Genomic DNA, 21,885 nt, shown 5'->3' on the forward strand with positions numbered 1-21,885 from the left:
CATGCCGATTCAATAATAATGAAACGCTGTTTCGTTTGTTTTGCGGCACGGATCCCTTTTATGGCGCTGAGCGGAAAGCCAGGGCGCCGGTGGCCGGCGCCGCAGGTCAGGCAAAGTGGGCGGGGGTGAGCTGTTCCAGGGTCTCCAGCTGGTGGTCTGCCAGCGCCCAGCGCGGATCGTGGCGGTATTCGGCGGCCGGGATCACGATGGAGCGCATGCGCGCGGCCTTGGTGGCGATCATGCCGTTAAAGGAGTCTTCCAGCGTGATGCAGCGCAGCGGATCGCTGCCCAGCCGTTCGGCGGCGATCAGGTAGACCTCCGGGTGCGGTTTGCTGTACGGCAGGTATTCGGCGGAAACCAGCTGATCGAAGTAGCCCTCAAGATCGAACATCTTCAGCACCTGCTGTTGCATGTGCAGCGGCGAGGCGGAGGCGAGACCGATGTTCAGCCCCTGCTCGCGGCACAGTTCCAGCGCCTGCCGGACCCCCGGCAGCAGCGGGCGCGTCTCGTGCACCAGCTCGATGGCGCGTTCGATAATCCTTGCCGACACCTCATCGAGCGAAACCCCTTGCCACGGCATCGCCTGGTACCACATTTTCACCACCAGATCGATGCGCAGCCCCAGGGTGTCCGGCAGTTTGTGGCGATCGGACAGATCCAGACCCAGCGCGCCGAAGATATCCAGCTCGGCCTGCAGCCACAGCGGTTCCGAATCGATCAACAAGCCGTCCATATCAAAAATTGCGGTTTCAATGCGTTGCGAATAAGCCATTAACGGTTAACTCCTGCCGGCGCGGGTGAATGTGCCCGACACTCTATCATCGCCGACGGCGAGACTAAAATCTTTGCCTGCGCGTTTGGCTTTTGCCAAAGCGAAGGATATTCCACATCTCGCGCAACTTTAGCCACCAGCGTTGGTGTTGGCGCTCGGTAACCTGTTGCAACATGCGCGCATAGTCCAGCACCAACCCCGGCGTCCAGGTCATGCTTTCGCCACGGCTGCGCAGTACCGCCAGCATCCACAGATTGGGATCCAGCACCAATAACAGAAAACGGCGCCACAGATGTTTATCGCCCAGCACGCCCTCCAGCGCACTGTCGAGCGCGCCGATGACCGTGGTGGAGCAGTTACGCCGGGTCAGGTTGTAAGTCGCATCCTGTCGGTAGCGTAACCAGAATGCGCGCAGCGCCGCCGGGTTATAGCGATAGAACTGAATTTTCTTGTCCGGGGGGCACCAGGCGGCGATCTCGCCCGACAGGTCGGGCAGGAAACGTCCGTCGACGTTGTTCTGTTCGCCGGCATGCAACAACTGGCGGAAATCCTGAACGGAATGGCTGATGTCGTTGAGCGGGTAGTGACTGATATACACATCCGGCGCGAGCGCCAGGGCGGCATGACCGGTGGAGATATTGCCGCCGTTGTCGACCGCCGCGATGTATCGGTCGACGATGTAACGTCGGCGCGGATCTTTAGCCGCACCAATCGGTGTCCAGACATACACCGTGAGCGGCGCAGTCTCATCCGCCGGGGGCGGTGGCTGCCGGGTTGGGTGCTGATTCAGAGAAAAGCTTGTCAGTCTCCGGGCGATGCGCAATAAAGCCCAGCCGGAAAGCACCATCATCACGCCGAGGCAAAAGGGCACCGTCATCCGATGCGGCGCCGGCCAGCCGACAAAAATCATCAACGAAAGCAGGATTTCGCCGCCGCCCGCCAGCGCCACGGCTTTCCATCGGCTGTGTTGAATCACCGTGGAGGAGGCGATGCGCACGGCGCCGTCAAGCAGCAGCGCGCTGCCAAACACCACGGTGGCGACGATGTTATCGTCTGCGGGCACGTCCAACATTAAAAAGGCCATAAACACGAAGCCCAGCCCCTTAAGCAGCACCGGCCGGCTGGCCGAAGAGCCGATCACCAGCGCGGCGGATATCGCCACCAGCCCCTCCAGCGCCAGGATGACCGCCAGCGCATCCAGCGCCAGCACGGACCGGCCATCCTGCAGGATGTCGAACAGCATCAGCGCCCCTGCGGCTACCCACAGCCAGCCGAACAGCACCAGCAGGCGGCGCTGGCCGTGCAGCGCCTGCGCGCCCAGCAATAAGATAATCAGTCGAATCATGACGGCCTCTGATTAAACGGGTAACGTTATCTCTTCAATGATAGTGCGCGAACGTCGTTAAGCAGTTGATTTCGGCGAATTCGGCTAAGCTTGTAGCACAGCGGGAATGAAGAAAACGGTGGGCGAGTTTCGCCAACTGCAGGTAGACTTAGCCGATTCGGTTACGTCGCTAACAAGGGGAACACATGACGTATCAACAGGCCGGGCGTATCGCCATTTTGAAACGCATTCTCGGATGGGTGGTTTTTATCCCGGCGTTGCTGTCGACGCTGATTTCCGTGCTGGGCTTCATCTATCAGCACAGTGAAAAAACCAAGGGCATCAACGCGGTGATGCTGGATTTTGTCCACGTGATGGTGGACATGGTGCGTTTCAATACGCCGTTCCTGAACCTTTTCTGGTACAACTCGCCGGTGCCTGACGTGGATAAAAGCCTGTTCAGCGGCGCCAATCTGATGTTCATCATTATCTACATACTGATCTTCGTCGGGTTGGCGCTGCAGGCTTCCGGCGCACGCATGTCGCGCCAGGTCAAGTTCATCCGCGAAGGGTTGGAAGACCAGATGATCCTGGAGCAGGCCAAGGGCAGCGAAGGGCACACGCGCCAGCAGCTGGAGGCGCGCATCACGCTGCCGCACCACACCATCTTCCTGCAGTACTTCCCGCTGTATATCCTGCCGATCGTGATTGCGGTGATCGCCTGGTTCGTGATCCGCCTGTTGGGGCAGCTGGCCGGCGCGGCCTGAACCATGAACGGGGCGCCGAGCGGCGCCCCGGAACGTTATGACGCCTCGGGCTGCAGCAGCGCCTCCACCGCGCGTTGCGCAGCCACCAGATGCTGGCCGCCGAACAGGTTGCTGCGGTTGAGCAGGTAGTACAGCTGATACAGCGGCTGACGCTCGATAAATCCGGCTCCCAGCGGCCATACGCTCTGATAGCCGTCGTAGATCTGCGGCGGCAGCTCGGGGTACAGCGGCAGCATCGCCAAATCGCACTCCCGGTCGCCCCAGTAGCTGGCCGGATCGAATAGGATCGGCCCGTGGGCGGTCATCGCGCAGTTGCCTGGCCACAGGTTGCCGTGCAGCAGCGAAGGCTGCGGCTGGTGGTGCTGCAAGCGCAGATACACCCGATCGACGATGTCGTCGATGTCACCGAAGGTCATGCCTTTCTCGGCCGCCAGCTGCAGCTGCCAGCCGATGCGCTGTTCGGCGAAGAATTCCGACCAGCGGCGCTGCCAGGCGTTGGGTTGCGGGGTGGTGGTCAGATCGCTGTCGAAGTCGAGGCCGAACTGCGGTTGCTCGCTCCACTGGTGCAGGTGCGCCAGCTGCTGGCCCAGACAGTAGGCGCCGTGGGCGTCGAGGGGTTTCAGCTGCTGATACTCCAGCAGCAGGAAGCTGTAGTCGCGATCGCTGCCGACGCCGTACACTTCCGGCACCCGCACGCTTTTGCTGCGCGCCAGCAACGCCAGCTGATCGGCCTCGGCGGTGAATATCGGCAGTTGTTCACGGGCGTCGCATTTCACGAACACCTCGTTGTCACCGTAACTCACGCGCCACGCCGGGTGAATGTCGCCCCCGGGCAGTTCAATCCTTTCGCGTATCTCTGCGCTGCCAAGATGTTCACTTAACAGACGGCTAACGGCTTGCCACATGGTATTTCCCCCTCTGTGCTGCCTGATAATTCATTAGGTTAGCGTCTTTCCCGTGGTGAAAACACGACGCGGCGCACAGCCGGCGTCAAAGGCGGCGATTTTTTCAGCGCCTCGCCAGCTCAAAGTATATACCCTATTGATTAATTTAAGCGCAATACCGGTTGCAACTTGATGACAACGACGCGATGAGCGGGGGAAGGTGATGCGGCGAGCAGAGGGCATCGCCGCATCGGTGAGTTAACCGCCGGTGAGGGCGCTTTGGTTACGCTGTAACGGACGCAGCTTGCTGTACAACAAGGCGATAACGAACAGCACGGCCTGTACGATGACGATGCAGGGGCCGGTGGCGCCGTCGATGTGGAAGCTGATCAGGGTGCCGAGCACGCAGGAGAACACCGATACTATCGTCGCCACCATCAGCATGCGGTCGAAGCGGCGGCACAGCATAAAGGCGATGATGCCGGGGGCGATCAGCATGGCGATCACCAGGATCACCCCCACGGCCTGCAGCGAGGCGACGATGGTCATCGCCAGCAGGCACAGCAGCCCGTAGTGCAGCAGCTTGACCGGCAGGCCAATCACCCGCGCATGATGCGGATCGAAGCAGTACAGCAGGAAGTCTTTACGCTTGAGCAGCACCACCGCCAGGGTGATGCCGGCGATCAGCAGGGTTTGCTTCAGCTCGCCGTCGGTAATGCCCAGCATGTTGCCGAACAGAATGTGGCTCAGGTGCTGGTCGGTATCGATGCGCGAGAACAGCACCAGGCCGAAGGCGAACATGCCGGAAAAGACGATGCCCATCACCGTGTCTTCTTTCACCCGGCTGTTCTCTTTCAGGTAGCCGGTGGCTACCGCGCAAAAGATGCCGGAGAGGAACGCGCCGATCGCCAGCGGGATGCCGACCACGAACGCCACCACGATGCCGGGCAGCACCGCGTGCGAGATGGCGTCGCCCATCAGCGACCAGCCTTTGAGCACCAGATAGCAGGAGAGCACGGCGCACACTACGCCGGTGACGATGGCGGCGACGATCGCCCGCTGCATGAACGGGTAGGCGAAGGGTTCGCTGAGCAGTTGATACAGGGTGTCCATCAGCGGCCTCCGGTTTGCGAATGCGCCACGCGGCGCCGGGACGCCAGCAGGCCGTGTTTCGGCGCGAAGAAGAACGCCGTCAGAAACACCAGCGTTTGCAGGGTGACGATCACGCCCCCGGTGGCACCGTCGAGGAAGAAACTCAGGTAGGCGCCGACGCCGCTGGTCAGCGAACCGATGATGATGGCGATGATCACCAGCCGGCTGAAGCGATCGGTCAGCAGGTAGGCGGTGGCGCCCGGCGTGATCACCATGGCGATCACCAAAATGGCGCCGACGGTTTGCAGCGCGGCGACGGTGCAGGCGCTAAGCAGGGTGAAGAACAGGATCTTCAGCTTTAGCGGCGACAGGCCGATCGACACCGCGTGGCTTTCGTCGAAGAACACCGCCAGCAGGTCTTTCCACACCAGGCACAGGATCAGCAGCGAAACGCCGATGATGATTTCCACCTGCAGCACGTCTTCGTCGGCGATGCCGAGGATATTGCCGAAGATGATCGACTGTACGTTGACCGAGGTGGGGTTGAGCGACACGATCAGCAGGCCGACGGCGAAGAAGGTGGAGAAGATAAAGCCGATGATGGCGTCTTCGCGCAGCCGGGTGATATGGCGCACCAGCGTCATCGCCAGCGCCGCCAGCATGCCGGTGAAGAAAGCGCCGGCGGCGTAGGGCAGGCCGAGGGCGTAGGCGCCGGCTACGCCGGGCACCACTGAGTGCGACAGCGCGTCGCCCATCAGCGACCACCCTTTCAACATCAGGTAGGCGGAGAGGAACGCGCAGGCGGCGCCGACGATGGCGCTGACCCAGATGGCTTTCACCATGTAGTTATAACTGAAAGGTTGCAGCAGAAGGTCCAGCATCAGGATTGTTTCTCCCTGGCCTGGCTGTTGGCCGGCGGATCGCTCTTGGTGTGGCCGTAGAACACCGCGGGGCGTTCATCGTCGGTCAACACCGTAACGGTGCGCGGATCGTTGTCGTCGTGCAGATCCGGGCCGGAGAGGTTGATATGGCGCAGCACGCCGCCGAACGCCTGTTCCAGGTTGCTCTGGGTGAAGGTGGTCTCGGTCGGGCCGGCGGCCAGCACAGTGCGGTTGATGAGGATCACCCGATCGCAAAACTCCGGCACGCTGCCGAGGTTATGGGTGGAAACCAGGATCAGGTGCCCCTCGTCGCGCAGCGCGCGCAGCAGCTCGATAATGGCGTTCTCGGTTTTTACATCCACGCCGGTGAACGGCTCGTCCAGCAGCAGTACCGTGCCCTGTTGCGCCAGCGCGCGCGCCAGAAACACGCGTTTTTTCTGGCCGCCGGACAGCTCGCCGATCTGCCGGCTGCGCAGCTCGCTCAGGCCGACGCGTTCCAGCGCCTTGTCGACCCGCAGCCGGTCTTCGCGCGACGGGATGCGCAGGAAGTTCATCTTGCCGTAACGGCCCATCATCACCACGTCTTCCACCAGCACCGGGAAGTTCCAGTCGACGTCTTCGGTCTGCGGCACGTAGGCGATCAGGTTCTTTTTCAGCGCGTCCGCCACCGGTTTGTCGCTCAGCGAGACCTGGCCGGCAGTGGGCCTGACCAGGCCCATGATGCTTTTGAACAGCGTCGATTTGCCGCTGCCGTTGACGCCGACCAGCGCGCAGATCGAGCCGCCGCTCAGGGTAAAGCTGGCGTTGTGAATGGCGGTGTGCCCGTTGTTGTAGGTTACGGTGACGTCGTCCACGTTCAATTCAGGGCGGACAAACGGTTCATGGGTCATTGATCGAATCCTTTGGCGATGGTTTGCACGGTGGTGTTGAGCAGGTCGATATAGGTCGGCACCGGGCCATCGCGGGTGGACAGCGAATCCACGTACAGCACGCCGCCGTATTTGGCGCCGGTCTCTTTCGCCACCTGCTTGGCCGGCTTGTCGGAAATGGTGCTCTCGCTGAACACCACAGGAATATGGTGGGCGCGCACCGCGTCGATCACCCGGCGCACCTGCTGCGGCGAGCCTTGCTCATCGGCGTTGATCGGCCAAAGATAAACTTCTTTCAGCTGGTAGTCCTGCGCCAGATAGCTGAAGGCGCCTTCGCTGGTCACCAGCCAACGCTGTGCGGCAGGAATGCGCGCCAGGCGTTCGCGCAGCGGGGCGTCCAGCGCGCCGATCTTCTCTGCGTAGGCCTTGGCGTTGCGGTTGTAGGTTTCTGCATGGGCCGGATCGTGCTCTACCAGCGCCTTACGGATGTTCTCGATGTACACCAGCGCGTTGCTCGGCGACATCCAGGCATGCGGGTTCGGGTTGCCGTTATACGGCCCTTCGCGGATCGGCAGTGGGGTGATGCCTTCGGTCACGACCGCCGCCGGCACCTGCTTGATGTTCTCGAAGAAGCGCTGGAACCAGCGTTCCAGGTTCATGCCGTTCCACAGGATCAGATCGGCGTGCTGCGCCTTGACGATATCGCGCGGGGTAGGTTGATAGTCGTGGATCTCGGCACCCGGTTTGGTGATGGATTCTACCACGGCGGCGTCACCCGCCACGTTCTGGGCGATGTCCTGAATGATGGTAAAGGTGGTCACCACGCGCAGCTTCTTTTCCGCCAGCGCGTGTGGGCTGGCCATAGCGGCGCCGAGCAGCAGGCAGGCGAGCGTGAAAGGGCGTAACAGTGCGGCAGCGCGGGGAAGGCGACTACGGCGAAAAGCGCAACTTATCAATGGCATGATGACGTCTCCTGGTTCAAATGAAAATGATTATCAATATCAATTGAAGCGAAGTCAAGCGTCACTTGCCCACCGCCGGCGGGGTATTTCTCCAACTGAAAAAATAATACCGTCCGGGGAGTTATAGCATTTTATGTATCAGTATGTAACCGCTGAAGGTAGTCCTTACAGCTGCATATAGTCACCTCCGGCTGTTTTCCCAAGGCCAACTGCCCGAACCCCTGCGCCAGCCGCTGTACATCCTCTTGATCCAGCACGGTTATAAACGCAAAACTGTTGCTGCCGAGTTCGTGGTGAACGCCATTCTCGTCTGTCACCGACGTGACAAAACCCTCCCGCGTCAATTGCCCGGTCAGCTTCGCCAGGTCGGTCAATCCTTCTTCCTGATAGCGAAAAGTCACCACAAAGCAGCTTGTTGCAGATTGACTCATAAATCACCTCTTGGTATATGGATAGCTTGAGATTAGTCCAAAAAATTACTGCAGGTGTCCTTACAAGTTGTATATGCTACGCAACTCATTGAAAGGAGTGAGGGATTCTGTGAAAACAAAAATAGGTTGCCTTACGGCAATTTTACTTTTGTCGGGGTGCGCCAAAGACCCGCAAACGGCAAGCAATATTTCAGGCAGTGGCACAACACGCGGCGGTTGGTTAAAACCCCCTCCGCAGGCACCGGTAAATCGCACAGGCACGCCGGTTGTTTATAACGATTACATTCGTCAGGCCGCCAGCAACTATGGCGTCGACGAAACGCTGATTAAAGCGATTATTCAGGTGGAGTCCGGGTTTAACCCGAACGTGGTCAGCACCTCGAACGCAGTGGGATTGATGCAGCTTAAGGCTTCTACCGCCGGCCGCGACGCCTATCGCATGAAAGGACGAAGCGGGCAACCCAGCTCGCGAGAGCTGAAGGATCCGGCGGTCAATATTGATCTGGGAACGGCCTATATCAATATTCTTCAAAGCCAGCAGCTAGCCGGGATCAACAACCCACAGACTTTGCGTTATGCCACCATCGTTTCGTACGTGAACGGGGCGGGCGCCATGTTGCGCACCTTCTCCTCGGACAAGCGCGTGGCGGTCAATCGCATCAATCAGATGAGCCCGGATGAGTTTTATCAGCACATCCAGAAAAAGCACCCGGCACCGCAGGCGCCGCGCTATTTGTGGAAGGTGACCACCGCCTACCAGGCGATGTCGCCGTAGCCTGCCATCCTTCTTCAAATCGGCCGCTGAACGCGGCCGATTTTGTTTCCGGCGCCGTTCCAGTGCGCGACCTACTTCTCATTTTTCGTTATTTCCTCTCCGCTTATCGGAAAAACCGCACAAAAAGTTAAATTTACGTTAGCAGATAAATCTTTACGTTCATTCAATAAGTTACCGGTAACATTTTTGCTTTTGCGCGCATTGTGACCTTCAATAAATATACAAATAAGTAACAAATTATTTTAAAAACCCGTATCGATCGCAAGGTTGCGGTTAAATAGTTGTGACTATCTTTGGATGGAATGTGACATGTCGAACCATAAAACCAACAATTCGCGGCGCGATTTCTTGTTGAAATCGATGACCTTAATTCCTGCGGCGGTGATTGGTGGCAGCGGCGTTGGCGCGCTGACGGCACCGACACCGGCGGTCGCGGCCTCGAACACCACAACGCAGAACGATTACCAACCGACCTTTTTCACCCCGGAAGAGTGGGCCTTCATCAAGGCCGCCGTCGCGCGCCTGATCCCGGCCGATGAACGCGGCCCTGGCGCACTGGAAGCCGGCGTGCCGGAGTTTATTGATCGCCAGATGAATACCCCGTACGCCACCGGCTCCATCTGGTACATGCAGGGGCCGTTCAACCCCGATGTGCCGAAGGAGATGGGCTATCAGCTGCCGCTGGTGCCCAAACAAATCTACAACCTCGGCATCAGTGACGCCGACGCCTACAGCAAGAAAACCGCCGGCAAGCCTTTCGCCGAACTGGATGGCGCGCAGCAAGACGCCATGCTGCAAAAGTTCGAGTCCGGCGAGGCGGAGTTCCAGCAGCTGCCGTCGAAACTGTTCTTCTCCTATCTGCTGCAAAACACCCGCGAAGGTTTCTTCAGCGATCCTATCCATGGCGGCAACAAAGACATGGTGGGCTGGAAGCTGATTAATTTTCCGGGCGCGCGCGCCGATTTTATGGACTGGGTTGAGCGAGGGGAGCGTTATCCCTTCCCGCCGGTCTCGATTCGTGGGGAGAGGGGCTAATCATGGCAACGGTAATGAAAAAAGTAGATGCGGTGATCGTCGGCTTCGGCTGGGTGGGCGCGATCATGGCCAAAGAGCTGACCGAGGCCGGCCTCAACGTGGTGGCGCTGGAGCGCGGCCCGATGCGCGACACCTATCCGGACGGGTCTTATCCGCAGGTGATCGATGAGCTGACCTATAACATCCGCCGCAAGCTGTTCCAGGATCTGTCGAAAAGCACCGTCACCATTCGTCACAACAGCAGCCAGACCGCGGTGCCTTACCGCCAACTGGCGGCGTTCCTGCCGGGCACCGGCGTCGGCGGCGCCGGCCTGCACTGGTCGGGCGTGCATTTCCGCGTCGATCCGATCGAACTGCGCATGCGCAGCCACTATGAAGAGCGCTACGGCAAAAACTTCATTCCGAAGGACATGACCATCCAGGACTTCGGCGTGACCTACGACGAGCTGGAACCGTTCTTCGACAAAGCGGAGAAAGTGTTCGGCACCTCCGGCACCGCCTGGACCATCAAAGGGCAGAAAGTGGCGCAGAAGGGCGGCAACCGCTTTGCGGCAGATCGCTCCAGCGACTTCCCGCTGCCGGCGCAGAAAAATACCTACTCCGCCCAGCTGTTCGAGAAAGCGGCGCTGGAGGTGGGTTACCACCCTTACAACCTGCCGTCCGCCAACACCTCGGACTCTTACACCAACCCGTACGGCGCGCAGATGGGCCCGTGCAACTTCTGTGGTTTCTGCAGCGGCTACGCCTGCTACATGTATTCCAAAGCTTCGCCGAACGTCAACATTCTGCCGGCGCTGCGCATGGAAAAACGCTTCGAGCTGCGCACCAACGCCAACGTGCTGAAGGTCAACCTGACCGACGACAAGTCCCGCGCCACCGGCGTGAACTACGTCGATGCGCAGGGCCGCGAGATTGAACAGCCGGCCGATCTGGTGATCCTGGGCGCGTTCCAGTTCCACAACGTGCACCTGATGCTGCTGTCCGGCATCGGCAAGCCTTACGATCCGGTGACCGGCGAAGGCGTGGTCGGGCGCAACTTCGCCTACCAGAACATGACCACCATCAAGGCGTTCTTCGATAAAGACGTGTTTACCAACCCGTTCATCGGCGCCGGCGGCAACGGCGTGGGCGTGGACGACTTTAACGCCGATAACTTCGACCACGCCAAAGAAGGCTTCGTCGGCGGTTCGCCGTTCTGGGTCAACCAGGCGGGCACCAAGCCGATCTCCGGCCTGCCGACCCCGCCGGGCACCCCGGCCTGGGGCAGCAAGTGGAAAGCGGCGGTGGCGGATGCCTACACCCACCACGTTTCGATGGACGCCCACGGCGCGCACCAGTCGTACCGCAATAACTATCTGGATCTCGATCCCAACTACAAGAACGTCTTTGGCCAGCCGCTGCTGCGCATGACGTTCGACTGGCAGGAAAACGATATCAAGATGGCGCAGTTCATGTACGACAAGATGGCGCCGATCGCCAAGGCGATGAACCCGAAACTGATCGCCGGCAGCCCGAAAAACGCCAACAGTCACTTCGATACCACCAGCTACCAGACCACCCACATGAACGGCGGCGCGGTAATGGGGGAAGATCCGAAGACCAGCGCGGTCAACCGCTATCTGCAGAGCTGGGACGTACACAACGTGTTCTCGATCGGTGCCTCGGCCTTCCCGCAGGGGCTGGGCTACAACCCGACCGGCACCGTGGCGGCGCTGGCTTACTGGTCTGCCCGCGCTATTCGCGAGCAGTATCTGAAAAACCCAGGCCCATTGGTGCAGGCATAAGGACGGCGAACGATGAAAGCATTTGTACCGGCACTGGTTCTCAGTGCAGTGAGTTTTTCCGTTTGGGCGCAGGACGCCACCGTCAGCAGCGAGCTTATCAAGCGCGGTGAATACCTGGCGCGCGCCGGCGACTGCGTGGCCTGCCACACCGACGGCAAGAGCGGCAAAACCTTCGCCGGCGGTCTGGCGATGGAGACGCCGATCGGCACCATCTACTCCACCAACATCACGCCGGACAAGAAAACCGGCATCGGCGATTACAGCTTCGAGGATTTCGACAACGCGGTGCGTAAGGGCGTAGCCAAAAACGGCAGCACCCTGTACCCAGCGATGCCGTACCCGTCGTTCGCGCTGGTGAAAGAGGAAGACATGCGCGCCATGTATGCCTATTTCATGCACGGCGTGCAGCCGGTGGAGCAGGCCAACAAGGATTCCGACATCCCGTGGCCGCTGTCGATGCGCTGGCCGCTGAGCATCTGGCGCGGCATGTTTGCGCCGTCGCCGGCGGACTTCGTGGCTGACGCCAAAGCCGATCCGGTGATTGAACGCGGTCGTTATCTGGTGGAAGGCCTGGGCCACTGCGGCGCTTGCCATACCCCGCGCAGCATCACCATGCAGGAAAAAGCGTTGAGCAACAGCGAAAGCGACGACTATCTGTCCGGCAGCAACGCGCCGATCGACGGATGGGTGGCTTCCAGCCTGCGCAGCGACCGTAAGGATGGCCTGGGCAGCTGGAGCGAAGCCGAGCTGACCGAGTTCCTGAAAACCGGCCGTAACGACAAGGCGATCGTGTTTGGCGGCATGAGCGACGTGGTGGAGCACAGCCTGCAATACCTGAGCGACGACGATCTGACCGCCATCGCACGCTACCTGAAATCGCTGCCGCCGAAAGACGGCAAACAGCAGGCGGCGCCGGTCGAAGACAGCGTGGCCAAGGATCTGTGGCGCGGCGACGACAGCAAGCCCGGCGCGGCGCTGTATGTCGATAACTGCGCGGCCTGCCACCGCACCGACGGCGTGGGCTACAAGCGCGCCTTCCCGTCGCTGAAGGGCAACCCGGTGGTGCAGACCGAGGACGCGACCTCGCTGATCCACATCGTGCTGACCGGCAACACTACGCCGGCGGTGCAGGGGGCGGTGTCCAACATCACCATGCCGCCGTTCGGCTGGCGTCTGAACGATCAGCAGGTGGCGGACGTGGTGAACTTCATCCGTACCAGCTGGGGCAACAGCGCCAAACCGGTGAGCGCCTCCGACGTGGCCGACGTGCGTAAAGACCGCTCGATGATCCGCGACGAGAAGGAGATGGGCAGCGCCGAGGTGCCGGACCATCCGGACGCGAAGAAGTAAACCGCTTAAGGGCTCCGCAAGGGGCCCTTAGTTTTTTCTGTGTATGCCGATTTTTTCAGCATTTCCTGTTCGCAAATTGCCCGTTCGGCCGATAAAACATAGACCCGCAGGGGATTTTTCATTATCCTTTGCCGTCCTTTCATCAGGCGTAAGTATGAAATATCGCTTTAATTCACTGATTACTATTAAAAAGTTCGCGGAGAAGGATATCCCGTTAGGCGCAATCGTTGGCGCCGCAGATTAAGGTAGACTGTCTCATGAGTACGATTTCTCCCGATTCAGGCACGCTGACGGCCGCTCAGCCAGCCAAATGGAACAAAACCGACACCGTCTGGATGTTTGGTCTTTATGCCACCGCGGTGGGTGCCGGCACGCTGTTCTTGCCGATCAACGCCGGTTTGAACGGCCCGCTGGTGCTGCTGTTGATGGCGCTGTTCGCTTTCCCGCTGACCTATTTGCCGCACCGCGCGCTCAGCCGCTTCGTGCTGTCCGGCTCCAGCCGCGACGGCAATATTCACGATGTGGTGGTGGAACACTTCGGCGTGCTGGCCGGCAAAATCATCATGATGCTGTATCTGATGGCGTTCTTCCCGATCGTGCTGGTGTACAGCATTTCGATCACCAACGCGCTGGACAGCTTCCTGATCCATCAGTTCCACGTGGCGCCGCTGCCGCGCATCTGGCTGAGTCTGGCGGTAGTGGTGGTGCTCAATCTGGTGCTGCTGCGCGGCAAAGACAGCATCGTGGCGGCGATGGGCATGCTGGTGTTCCCGCTGTTGGTGTTCCTGATGGGCATTTCGCTGTACCTGATGCCGAGCTGGAATACCGCCAACTTCGTTAATGGCCTGGCCGCCACCCGCTTCGACACGCCGGGGCTGTGGCATTCGCTGTGGCTGGCGGTGCCGGTGATGGTGTTCTCCTTCAGCCATGCGCCGATCATCTCTTCCTTCGCCTCGACGCAGAAGAGCCTGTATGGCGATAAGGCGGAACGCCGCTGCGCGCGCATCATGCGCTACAGCTATGTGCTGATCTGCGTCACCGTGCTGTTTTTCGTGTTCAGCTGCGTGCTGAGCCTGTCCCATGAAGACATGCAGCAGGCGAAAGACCAGAACATCACGGTGCTGACCACGCTGGCCAACAAGTTCTCCAACCCGCTGATCGCCTATCTCGGCCCGGTAATGGCGATGTTGGCAATGGCCAAATCCTATCTCGGCACCTCGCTGGGGGTGACGGAAGGGGCGACCAGCCTGATCGACGGCGTCACGCGCGCGGTCGGCAAACCGCTCAGTTCGCGTATGACGCACCGCATCTCGGCGGTGTCGCTGTTCCTGCTCACCTGGGCGGCGACGGTGTGGAACCCCAGCGCGCTGCACATCATTGAAACCATCAGCGGCCCGCTGATTGCCGCCATCCTGTTCATCCTGCCGATGTACGCGGTACGCGCGGTGCCGGCAATGCGCCAATACCGCGCGGCGAGCAACGTATTCGTACTGGTGATGGGCTTGATTGCGCTGTCGGCGCTGATCTACGGCCTGGTGTGATCCTCAGGGCGCGCCGCTTCCGGCGCGCCTCTTCATCCCGCATTACACATCCCTTTGCAATTAATCGCCGGGCAACGCGGCGTGACCTTTGATAATGCTAGCCATTCTCATTACTATTCCCTGGTTGAATTGTTTACCAAGGAGCTTTTCGTGCACCGTCGAATTACTCTGTCGGCGCTGGTTTGCGCCGCCGTGCTTTCCGCCCCGGCGATGGCCACTACCTATCCGCTGACCCTGACCGACACTTCCGGCCAGACGCTCACCCTCCAGCAAGAGCCAAAACGCATCGTGGTGCAGGACGGGCGCGATATTCTCACGCTGGCGCTGCTCGATCGCGCCAACCCGTTCGATCGGCTGGTGGCCTGGAACAACCTGCTGAAGAAAAGCGATGCGGCGACCTGGGACATCTTGCAAAGCAAATGGCCGGCGGCGAAAAACATCATCGATATGGGGTTCAGCGACAAGGGCGAAGTCAATCTGGAAAGCGTGATCGCCAAACGCCCCGATCTGATGATCGCCCAGCTGCGTTCCAAACCTTCGCTGAGCCAAACCGGCGTGCTGGATAAGCTGAAGGCGTTGAACGTGCCGGTGTTGTTTATCGACACCATGCTCAAGCCGGTGGAAAACACGCCGAAAAGCGTGACGCTGCTGGGGGAAACCCTCAACCGCGAAAGCGAAGCCAAGCAATATACCGATTATTATCAGCAGCACTATCAGGCCATTCTGGCCAAGACGCAGGCGGTGGAACCCAAGCCGCTGGTGTTCTTTGAAGCCAAGGCCGGCCTGAACGGGCTGGAGTCCTGCTGCTATACCCACGCCCACGTCGGCTGGGGCGCGCTGGTGGAAGCGGTCGGCGCGCGCAATATCGGCTCTGCGCTGCTGCCGGGCGCCACCGGCGACGTGGCGCTGGAAAAAGTGATCGCCATGAAGCCGGACGCCTACATCGTTTCCGGTTCGCAGTGGGCCAGCAAGACCAACGCCGCGGTGCCGTTTGGCTATGGCGTGACGCAGCAGCAGGTGGATGAGGCTTTCAACCGGATGAAGCAGCGCCCGGGGTTCGCTCAGGTGTCGGCGGTGAAGGAAGGGCGGTTCTACGGCATCTACCATAACTTCTACAACCACCCGTACAACATCGTCGGGCTGGAGTATCTGGCGAAGTTTATCTATCCGGCGCAGTTCCCGGATCTGGATCCGGCCAAGACCTACAGCGAGATCCTCAGCCGCTTTACCGAAGTGCCGGAAGGCAAGGGCATTTTGGGCGCGCAGGCGCCGGCGGGGAAATAACGGCAACGGGCGCGACGATCATCGCGCCCGTTTTTTATCGTCAGGCGGCCGGCGTATAGGTGGAGATAATCTCCAGTACGCCGTTGATGATGAACTGCACGCCCATGCACACCAGCAGGAAGCCCATCAGGCGAGAGATCGCCTCGATGCCGCTTTTCCCCACCAAGCGCATGATGGCGCCGGAACTGAGCAGGCAGCCCCACAGGATCACCGCGACCGTCAGGAAGATGGCAACCGGCGCCACGGCCAGTACCCAGGGTTCAAAACCCAGCGTGTTCGCTTTGACGCTCGACGCCGAGCTGATGATCATCGCGATGGTACCCGGCCCGGCGGTGCTCGGCATGGCCAACGGCACGAAGGCGATGTTGGCCGACGTCTTATGGCGCAGCTCGTGCGACTTGCTTTCTACCTCCGGTGCCTCTTCAGGGCTCTGCTGGGGGAACAACATGCGAAAACCGATGAAGGCGACGATCAGCCCGCCGGCGATGCGCAGGCCGGGGATCGAAATGCCGAAGGTGTTCATCACCACCTGCCCGGCGTAAAACGCCACCGTCATGATGCAGAACACATAAACCGAGGCCATCAGCGACTGCTGGTTACGCTCTTCGCGCGTCATATTGCCGGACAACCCGAGCAGCAACGCCACCGTGGTCAGCGGGTTGGCCAGCGGCAACAGCAGCACCAAACCCAGTCCGATGGCCTGGAATAACTGCAAAATACCCGTCATAAAAAACTCCCTGTGCAACGTTCAAGCCGCCAGGCGGCGGCCCATGAGCTGAACAGCCTAGCCTGCCGTGTCTCTGGCGGCAATGGGGATAGCTCGGAAGGTTAATTAACCGTCGGCCGGCGTTTCCTCTTCACCATTGCACTCGCCGGCGAGCTCCGGTTCATCCTCACACCCCAGCGGCGCTTCATTGACCGCAATCGCTCGCGGCACTGAACGCGCGCCAAAATGCACCAGCCCATACAGCGTCGCTAATACCGCGCATAGCACGACGAGGACTGCGAGTAACCGGTTCATATGTGCATGGGTCTCGGTGGGAGCTGACTGGTATCAGGATAGTGGCTGGCGGCGAAGATCGCCACGTGGAGCAGGTATATCGCCGAGCGGCGATGACAAAAATGCGCTGCGCTCGGAAAAGGTGCGCAATTTTTGTGTTTTATGGCCTTTTTCGCCGCAGTTGGCCGGTAAAGGCCGATGTTTCGCATCAATTGCTACACCCCGCAGGCTCAGCTGCCTACCATAGGCGCGCTTTAAAACGATAATGAGACTGATTATGCAAGACGAGTTGAAACTTTTACTGGGGAAAATCGGCGCATTCGCGCTTTCCGGCGCTTTTTTGGCGGCCTTGGTCGGCCTGGTGTTTATCGACGTACACTGGCTGCATAATTTCGTGCATGAAACCTCGCTGACCGAAGTGGCGCAGGAACTGTTGCTGCTCGCCATCGCCGGCGGTTTTTTCGCCGCGGCCTGGCGACAGGCTGAACGCCGCTCCGCCTGGATGCTGGTCGGCGGCTTCTTTCTCTGCATGTTGATCCGCGAGATGGACTTCGCCTTCGATGCGCTGTGGCACGGCGCGTGGGTGTGGTTCGCGCTGGCGATCGCCTTGGTCTGCCTGTGGCATGCCGCCAGGCACATCGCGGCAACGGTGCGCGGCCTGGCCGATTTCGTAACGCATCCCGGCTACGGCATGATGTGCGCGGGCCTGCTGTGCATTCTGGTGTTTTCCCGCCTGTTCGGCATGAGCGCGCTGTGGCAAACGCTGATGTTGGACGGCTATAACCGGGTAGTGAAAAACATGGTGGAAGAGGGCTGTGAACTGCTGGGCTACGGCCTGTGCCTGCTGGCCACCCTGAGCTACATGAAAACCGTTTTTGCGCCGGATGACGCGAAAGCGTGAGGGCGGCGCTTTATTTATCCGGAATAAGCCTGTCTATCCCATTGGACTGCCAGCGCTCAGGCTCAGTGTCTCGTGAAATTGCAGTATTGGGAGAGGGCATTTGAGCGGCATGTAATCCCGTATGTCGGCGATATGATCGTGGATGAAATGCAGATATCTCACTGGCAGCCAGTTTTCAAAAGGATGAGAACGAATGGGGCGGAAACCTTTGCTGGGATCATGCTTTCAAGGCCAAAGCAGGTGTTTTCGTATTACCTGAGAACGGAGAAGATTCGCGTTAATCCGAGCGCCGCATTGAGCATTAGCGACGTTGGAAAAACTGTTGGCGTGGCTAAACGGTATTTCAGCGATGATGAAATTGGTGCTTTTTGGTTGGCTCTTGAAGGTTCCCAGATTGTTCGGCAGAACAAGATCTTCATTAAATTGTTACTGGTTACAGGGTGTCGGGGAGTTGAGCTAAGGAAGGCAAAGAAGGACGAGTTTGATGTGAGAAACAGAACGTGGCGCGTTTCTGCGGAAAATTCAAAAGCGCGCCAGCCGTTTGTGAGAGGGTTATCAGGGGACGCAGCCGAACCAATGGAATAATTGCTCCCCACAGATATTGCGGGGAGCGTGTTTTTAGCGACATCGTGAGGGGTCTATATTTTTATACACTCCATTAATACAACTCCCAGGGTTATTTCCAAGCTTAACTACGATGATGTCATCAAATTTCATGATCGAACCATCTAAAGGCCATGTGGGGGCTTCATATATTTTGTTTTTGTGTGAAATGACACTGTCATATTTGACTGGTGCTATGTTAGCTATTTCATTAGTGTTCATGAATGCAGCTATTCTAGCTGAGTTTCCTCCATCCCAATTAAGAAAGGAAGAACCAAACATATCAGAGTTTTCAGGTTTATCAATAGGAGGCATTTCCAGACCACCAAAGAAGTATATTTTTGTTGGTTTTAATAGAGAAATTCCCTCTTTTTTTTCTATGTCGTAAATTATATTTGAGGAAATCCTATAGTCTCTATTGAACGAAATGTAATCAGCATAAAATAGTGCGTTTGATGCGATTGAACCACAATATAGCACGAGCAAAGGTAACAAGATTTTGATAGTTTTTGATTTAATTACCTCGCAAAAAAACATGCCTACAAACGCAAATATCAATGGCAGGGATGTCATTGCTCTGGCTGGCAAAAAACCGCCAATGATGATATTCATAGCAAATCCGGATAAAATAAATAAAACGAATAATGCCATGAGGTCTAATTTGTTTTTTGATCTGATTATTGAAAATAAAATTGCAATAATTAAAGGTGTGACTAATGAAAAAGTATTAATCCCATAGGGAGCATCAAAGCTAAGATATGAAAATATAAATCTAAAAGTATTTTTAGCTGCGGTAGTAATATCGGAGTTAAACCAGCCAATCATATTGAAAAAGTACGAGTCTGATTTGCTTCCGTAAATCCATTGAATGAATCTTGTTATAAATGAATATAACGCTGCGGATAGTAGCATAATACAAGAAAATTTTAATGAATCAGGTAGTAATGTTTTTCTTCTTCCGTTCCTTACAAGGTCTAATATAATGTGCGCAATAAATAGTGTGATTGGAAAAAATATAATTGATTGATATATTGAAATCGATGAGCATATCAAAATAATTGGAATGACAAACGATCTCAATCGATCTTTTTTTTGCGATATCAAATAAATTGATGATGTTGATAGTAGAATTGAAATCGCTAGCGTGTCAGACTGATTTGTAAACTGTAGTTGGTATGCGAACTGAGGTAAACCTATGTATAAAATTGAAAATACGATGGCTGATGATAACTTTAATTGTAAAGTGGATGATATCATTGCGCTAGACAAAGAAAGGATAACTAAAGATATAATTGTTGTGAAAAATGGAACAAAAGGTTCAGGGAATATGAACGCTTTCAAAAAAGCGTGTCCCCACCGGCCCATACTAACAGTATGATTTATGTTGTTCTTAAACTCCTCATCTATAGAAAGTGTGAAGTGAGTTATTTCGAATCCATAAACTAATAAGCAAGCTAGTATTGATACAATAAATCCGGTTAAGAATGTATTGTTCATGAATTTAGATTCATGTTTGCTATAGATATTCATAGAACTTCCCATTTTATACTTTAATCAGTACTGTGAAATTAGTTGTCTCTACTGATGCTTTTCGTTTTTTTTACTAAGTATCTAGGCCTGCCTTTTGTTTCTATATAAATACGGCCAATATATTCTCCAAGAACGCCAATTCCTATTAGTTGAACGCCACCCAGGAATAGAATGGAGACAATTATGGACGGATATCCAGCAACTGGATTTCCCCAAATAATTTTGTCTATAACCAACCATGTGCCATAAATAAATGATAAGGATGCCACGATGAATCCGAGGTATGTCCAAATCTTTAGCGGGAGTGTAGAGAAGCTGGTTAGACCTTCAAGGGCAAGATTCCATAGTTTCCAACCATTGAATTTACTTTCCCCCGCAACCCTAGGTTTTCGGGTATACTCTATTATTGCCACATCACCTTCTACCCAACTAAGAATACCTTTCATAAATAAATTCTTTTCTTGTAATAGTTTAATATTTTCAACGGCTTCACGTGATATTAGCCGAAAATCTCCTACGTTTTCCTCGATTTTAGGTGAGCTTATTTTATTATGTAAGTGATAGAACCAAGCGGCGGTTTTTCTTTTTAAATGACTATCCGCACTTCTATCTATGCGCTTTGCTAGAACTATCGGCCATCCCTCTAACCATTTGTTTATTAGTTTTGGTATTACTTCTATCGGGTCTTGGAGGTCAACGTCAATAGGAATCACAGCATCACCAGAGGCATGTTCAAAACCTGCAAGAAGAGCTGCTTCTTTACCAAAATTCCTAACAAAATTAATGGGCTTGACATCAGGGTCGGTATGGGAAATTGAGTTTATTATTCTTTCGGTTTTATCTGTGCTACCATCATTAATAAATAGAATCTCTATTTTATATTGGGAAAGATTTTCTTTGACGGCATGATAGAAGATAGGGATTGCGTCTTCCTCATTAAAAACGGGTACGATTAGTGAAATCTTCATTTTATCTCCTGAATACAATGAATTTGGAGTAGAGAAAACCAGAAATCAAACTAATAATGGAAAATATAGTTAGAGTTATTATCGGTTTTATATTGATATTATCCGCTGACCAACCAACAGCGCCCGCCATTACACCCATAAATATCACATAGATTATATAGCGAATTTTTGTTGCTTCGGCTTTGAATGTCCAGCGTGCATTTGCAAAAAATGAAAATGTGACTGCCACAAAAAATGCTGACGAATTAGCCAGTAACTGGTTTATTCCAGACAGATGCAAAACAATAAACACCGTCCAGTGTATTATTGTATTGATGATTCCTACAGATAAGTATCTTTTGACTAGCTTCAGCATGACAATCTCCTAACCTATTCAAGAAAAAATTCTAGAGTTTGTCTCGAGATCTGTCTGTACCAGCTAGATAGTCTTTTATCATTTAATGACTGCTCCGATATCTACCATTTTTTTTAAAACACGATCTAACTCTTCATTGCTTAAAGCAAGCTGCGCGGCCATGAAGAACAGTATGTGCGGCGACATCGCACGCGGCTCAACTCCACCGGTATACTTGCGCCACTGGCTGTTACTGGCAACGCCAGCTATGTCCGCCATTTGATTGCCTGTGTAACCCAGTTCCGATTTCAGACGCTCTAGATCTGCTGTGGTCGGTGGGGTGTACTCGTTTATTAATCTCATTGGTCACCTGCTAAAAAGCCCCTTGCGGGGCTTCTTGTTAAATAAATTTTATGATAATGGTTGTTACTGTGGCCACTGCACCGATTAGACCTGTTGCGATGGCTACGGGATACCACATTGTTTCCCGGTTAATCTTCGCCGTTTCGGCCATCAGCTTTGCGATTTCAGTGTGAAACTTTTCAAGCTCTACGGTGGTCATGTCATTTGTCATTTCGTCTTCCTTTCGGGGGTGGGCTGCGGCCTTTCCGCTACCTCATGTAATAAATATTAGCCCCATTGGTGCTAGTTGTCAACGTTAAAAGCAGGATATTAGTTTTGTTCATGGCGGTGGAAACGTTGCTGTTTCGATGCTATATCGTGGGAACCTTGAACTTGTGTTCACCCGGGTTATTCCTGACGCAGCCGGCAGCGACCGCTGCATGAGGGGCGAAGACA

24 protein-coding genes are annotated in these 21,885 nt (G+C 56.0%); 9 read left to right on the forward strand and 15 right to left on the reverse strand.

Translation table 11 applies throughout. The annotated features are described in order from the left end of the window. Positions 1–106 precede the first annotated feature (106 nt). The gene (gene hxpB / locus QOL81_RS15905) at positions 107–772 is read right to left on the reverse strand and encodes a hexitol phosphatase HxpB (RefSeq protein WP_049198577.1); all 666 of its coding nucleotides are present in this window, start codon (positions 770–772) and stop codon (positions 107–109) included. A 64-nt stretch (positions 773–836) separates the two neighbouring features. Continuing rightward, on the reverse strand, positions 837–2,117 hold the full coding sequence (locus QOL81_RS15910) for an HdeD family acid-resistance protein (RefSeq protein WP_197804074.1): 1,281 nt from the start codon (positions 2,115–2,117) through the stop codon (positions 837–839). Positions 2,118–2,302: 185 nt separating this feature from the next. Here QOL81_RS15910 and QOL81_RS15915 point away from each other — a divergent pair, with 185 nt between their 5' ends. Continuing rightward, complete coding sequence (locus QOL81_RS15915) at positions 2,303–2,863, forward strand: YniB family protein (protein WP_038877612.1); 561 nt, start codon at positions 2,303–2,305, stop codon at positions 2,861–2,863. A 35-nt stretch (positions 2,864–2,898) separates the two neighbouring features. Here the strand turns inward: QOL81_RS15915 and QOL81_RS15920 are convergent, their stop codons facing one another. From QOL81_RS15920 to ghoS, 6 genes are all read right to left on the reverse strand, one after another. Then, on the reverse strand, positions 2,899–3,768 hold the full coding sequence (locus QOL81_RS15920) for a fructosamine kinase family protein (protein WP_004931452.1): 870 nt from the start codon (positions 3,766–3,768) through the stop codon (positions 2,899–2,901). Between the two features lie 237 nt (positions 3,769–4,005). Then, positions 4,006–4,860: a metal ABC transporter permease gene (locus QOL81_RS15925; protein WP_283439925.1), complete on the reverse strand. Its 855-nt coding sequence runs from the start codon at positions 4,858–4,860 to the stop codon at positions 4,006–4,008. Further along, positions 4,860–5,720: an iron/manganese ABC transporter permease subunit YfeC gene (gene yfeC, locus QOL81_RS15930; protein ID WP_141959051.1), complete on the reverse strand. Its 861-nt coding sequence runs from the start codon at positions 5,718–5,720 to the stop codon at positions 4,860–4,862. The genes QOL81_RS15925 and yfeC overlap by 1 nt, the downstream gene beginning before the upstream one ends. Next, the gene (locus QOL81_RS15935) at positions 5,720–6,610 is read right to left on the reverse strand and encodes a manganese/iron ABC transporter ATP-binding protein (protein WP_047727680.1); all 891 of its coding nucleotides are present in this window, start codon (positions 6,608–6,610) and stop codon (positions 5,720–5,722) included. Before QOL81_RS15935 ends, yfeC begins: the two co-directional genes overlap by 1 nt. Next, positions 6,607–7,551, reverse strand: coding sequence for a metal ABC transporter substrate-binding protein (locus QOL81_RS15940; protein WP_060419234.1), 945 nt, complete (start codon positions 7,549–7,551; stop codon positions 6,607–6,609). Before QOL81_RS15940 ends, QOL81_RS15935 begins: the two co-directional genes overlap by 4 nt. Before the next feature lie 131 nt (positions 7,552–7,682). Continuing rightward, a complete protein-coding gene (ghoS, locus tag QOL81_RS15945) occupies positions 7,683–7,982 on the reverse strand; it encodes a type V toxin-antitoxin system endoribonuclease antitoxin GhoS (protein ID WP_060419232.1) in 300 nt (99 codons plus the stop codon). Positions 7,983–8,091: 109 nt separating this feature from the next. On the opposite strand from ghoS, the gene QOL81_RS15950 reads away from it, so the two are divergent. From QOL81_RS15950 to QOL81_RS15975, 6 genes are all read left to right on the forward strand, one after another. Next, positions 8,092–8,757, forward strand: a complete 666-nt coding sequence (locus tag QOL81_RS15950; protein ID WP_049295470.1) for a transglycosylase SLT domain-containing protein — start codon at positions 8,092–8,094, stop codon at positions 8,755–8,757. 309 nt (positions 8,758–9,066) lie between these two features. Continuing rightward, positions 9,067–9,792 carry a gluconate 2-dehydrogenase subunit 3 family protein gene (locus tag QOL81_RS15955; RefSeq protein WP_038877597.1) on the forward strand — a complete coding sequence of 242 codons (726 nt, stop codon included), beginning with the start codon at positions 9,067–9,069 and terminating at the stop codon, positions 9,790–9,792. A 2-nt stretch (positions 9,793–9,794) separates the two neighbouring features. Then, the gene (locus QOL81_RS15960) at positions 9,795–11,576 is read left to right on the forward strand and encodes a GMC family oxidoreductase (protein WP_025302609.1); all 1,782 of its coding nucleotides are present in this window, start codon (positions 9,795–9,797) and stop codon (positions 11,574–11,576) included. Positions 11,577–11,588: 12 nt separating this feature from the next. Beyond that, positions 11,589–12,926, forward strand: coding sequence for a c-type cytochrome (locus QOL81_RS15965; RefSeq protein ID WP_060419230.1), 1,338 nt, complete (start codon positions 11,589–11,591; stop codon positions 12,924–12,926). Between the two features lie 257 nt (positions 12,927–13,183). Then, complete coding sequence (locus QOL81_RS15970) at positions 13,184–14,467, forward strand: SLC5/6 family protein (protein WP_197757633.1); 1,284 nt, start codon at positions 13,184–13,186, stop codon at positions 14,465–14,467. 150 nt (positions 14,468–14,617) lie between these two features. Further along, positions 14,618–15,751, forward strand: coding sequence for an ABC transporter substrate-binding protein (locus tag QOL81_RS15975; protein ID WP_197757635.1), 1,134 nt, complete (start codon positions 14,618–14,620; stop codon positions 15,749–15,751). Positions 15,752–15,791: 40 nt separating this feature from the next. Here the strand turns inward: QOL81_RS15975 and QOL81_RS15980 are convergent, their stop codons facing one another. Both QOL81_RS15980 and QOL81_RS15985 read right to left on the reverse strand, forming a co-directional pair. Beyond that, complete coding sequence (locus QOL81_RS15980; RefSeq protein WP_038877591.1) at positions 15,792–16,478, reverse strand: MarC family NAAT transporter; 687 nt, start codon at positions 16,476–16,478, stop codon at positions 15,792–15,794. A 105-nt stretch (positions 16,479–16,583) separates the two neighbouring features. Next, positions 16,584–16,772, reverse strand: coding sequence for a hypothetical protein (locus tag QOL81_RS15985; RefSeq protein WP_047727675.1), 189 nt, complete (start codon positions 16,770–16,772; stop codon positions 16,584–16,586). 256 nt (positions 16,773–17,028) lie between these two features. Here QOL81_RS15985 and QOL81_RS15990 point away from each other — a divergent pair, with 256 nt between their 5' ends. Continuing rightward, entirely contained in the window at positions 17,029–17,652 is a 624-nt protein-coding gene (locus QOL81_RS15990; RefSeq protein WP_197653404.1) for a hypothetical protein, read from the forward strand. 72 nt (positions 17,653–17,724) lie between these two features. Beyond that, positions 17,725–18,237, forward strand: coding sequence for a tyrosine-type recombinase/integrase (locus QOL81_RS15995; protein WP_197757637.1), 513 nt, complete (start codon positions 17,725–17,727; stop codon positions 18,235–18,237). Positions 18,238–18,270: 33 nt separating this feature from the next. On the opposite strand, the gene QOL81_RS16000 is transcribed toward QOL81_RS15995, so the two are convergent. The 5 genes from QOL81_RS16000 to QOL81_RS16020 form a co-directional block, all read right to left on the reverse strand. Further along, positions 18,271–19,785, reverse strand: a complete 1,515-nt coding sequence (locus tag QOL81_RS16000) for a glucosyltransferase domain-containing protein (protein WP_283439926.1) — start codon at positions 19,783–19,785, stop codon at positions 18,271–18,273. A gap of 38 nt (positions 19,786–19,823) precedes the next feature. After that, positions 19,824–20,753 carry a glycosyltransferase family 2 protein gene (locus tag QOL81_RS16005; protein ID WP_197658796.1) on the reverse strand — a complete coding sequence of 310 codons (930 nt, stop codon included), beginning with the start codon at positions 20,751–20,753 and terminating at the stop codon, positions 19,824–19,826. Position 20,754: 1 nt separating this feature from the next. Continuing rightward, on the reverse strand, positions 20,755–21,108 hold the full coding sequence (locus QOL81_RS16010; RefSeq protein WP_197658797.1) for a GtrA family protein: 354 nt from the start codon (positions 21,106–21,108) through the stop codon (positions 20,755–20,757). Positions 21,109–21,186: 78 nt separating this feature from the next. After that, entirely contained in the window at positions 21,187–21,450 is a 264-nt protein-coding gene (locus tag QOL81_RS16015) for an XRE family transcriptional regulator (RefSeq protein WP_197658798.1), read from the reverse strand. A gap of 37 nt (positions 21,451–21,487) precedes the next feature. After that, positions 21,488–21,661: a hypothetical protein gene (locus tag QOL81_RS16020; protein ID WP_197658840.1), complete on the reverse strand. Its 174-nt coding sequence runs from the start codon at positions 21,659–21,661 to the stop codon at positions 21,488–21,490. Positions 21,662–21,885: the final 224 nt, after the last annotated feature.

It is taken from the genome of Serratia sp. CC22-02, from assembly GCF_900182895.1.
GTDB lineage: Bacteria > Pseudomonadota > Gammaproteobacteria > Enterobacterales > Enterobacteriaceae > Serratia > Serratia nevei.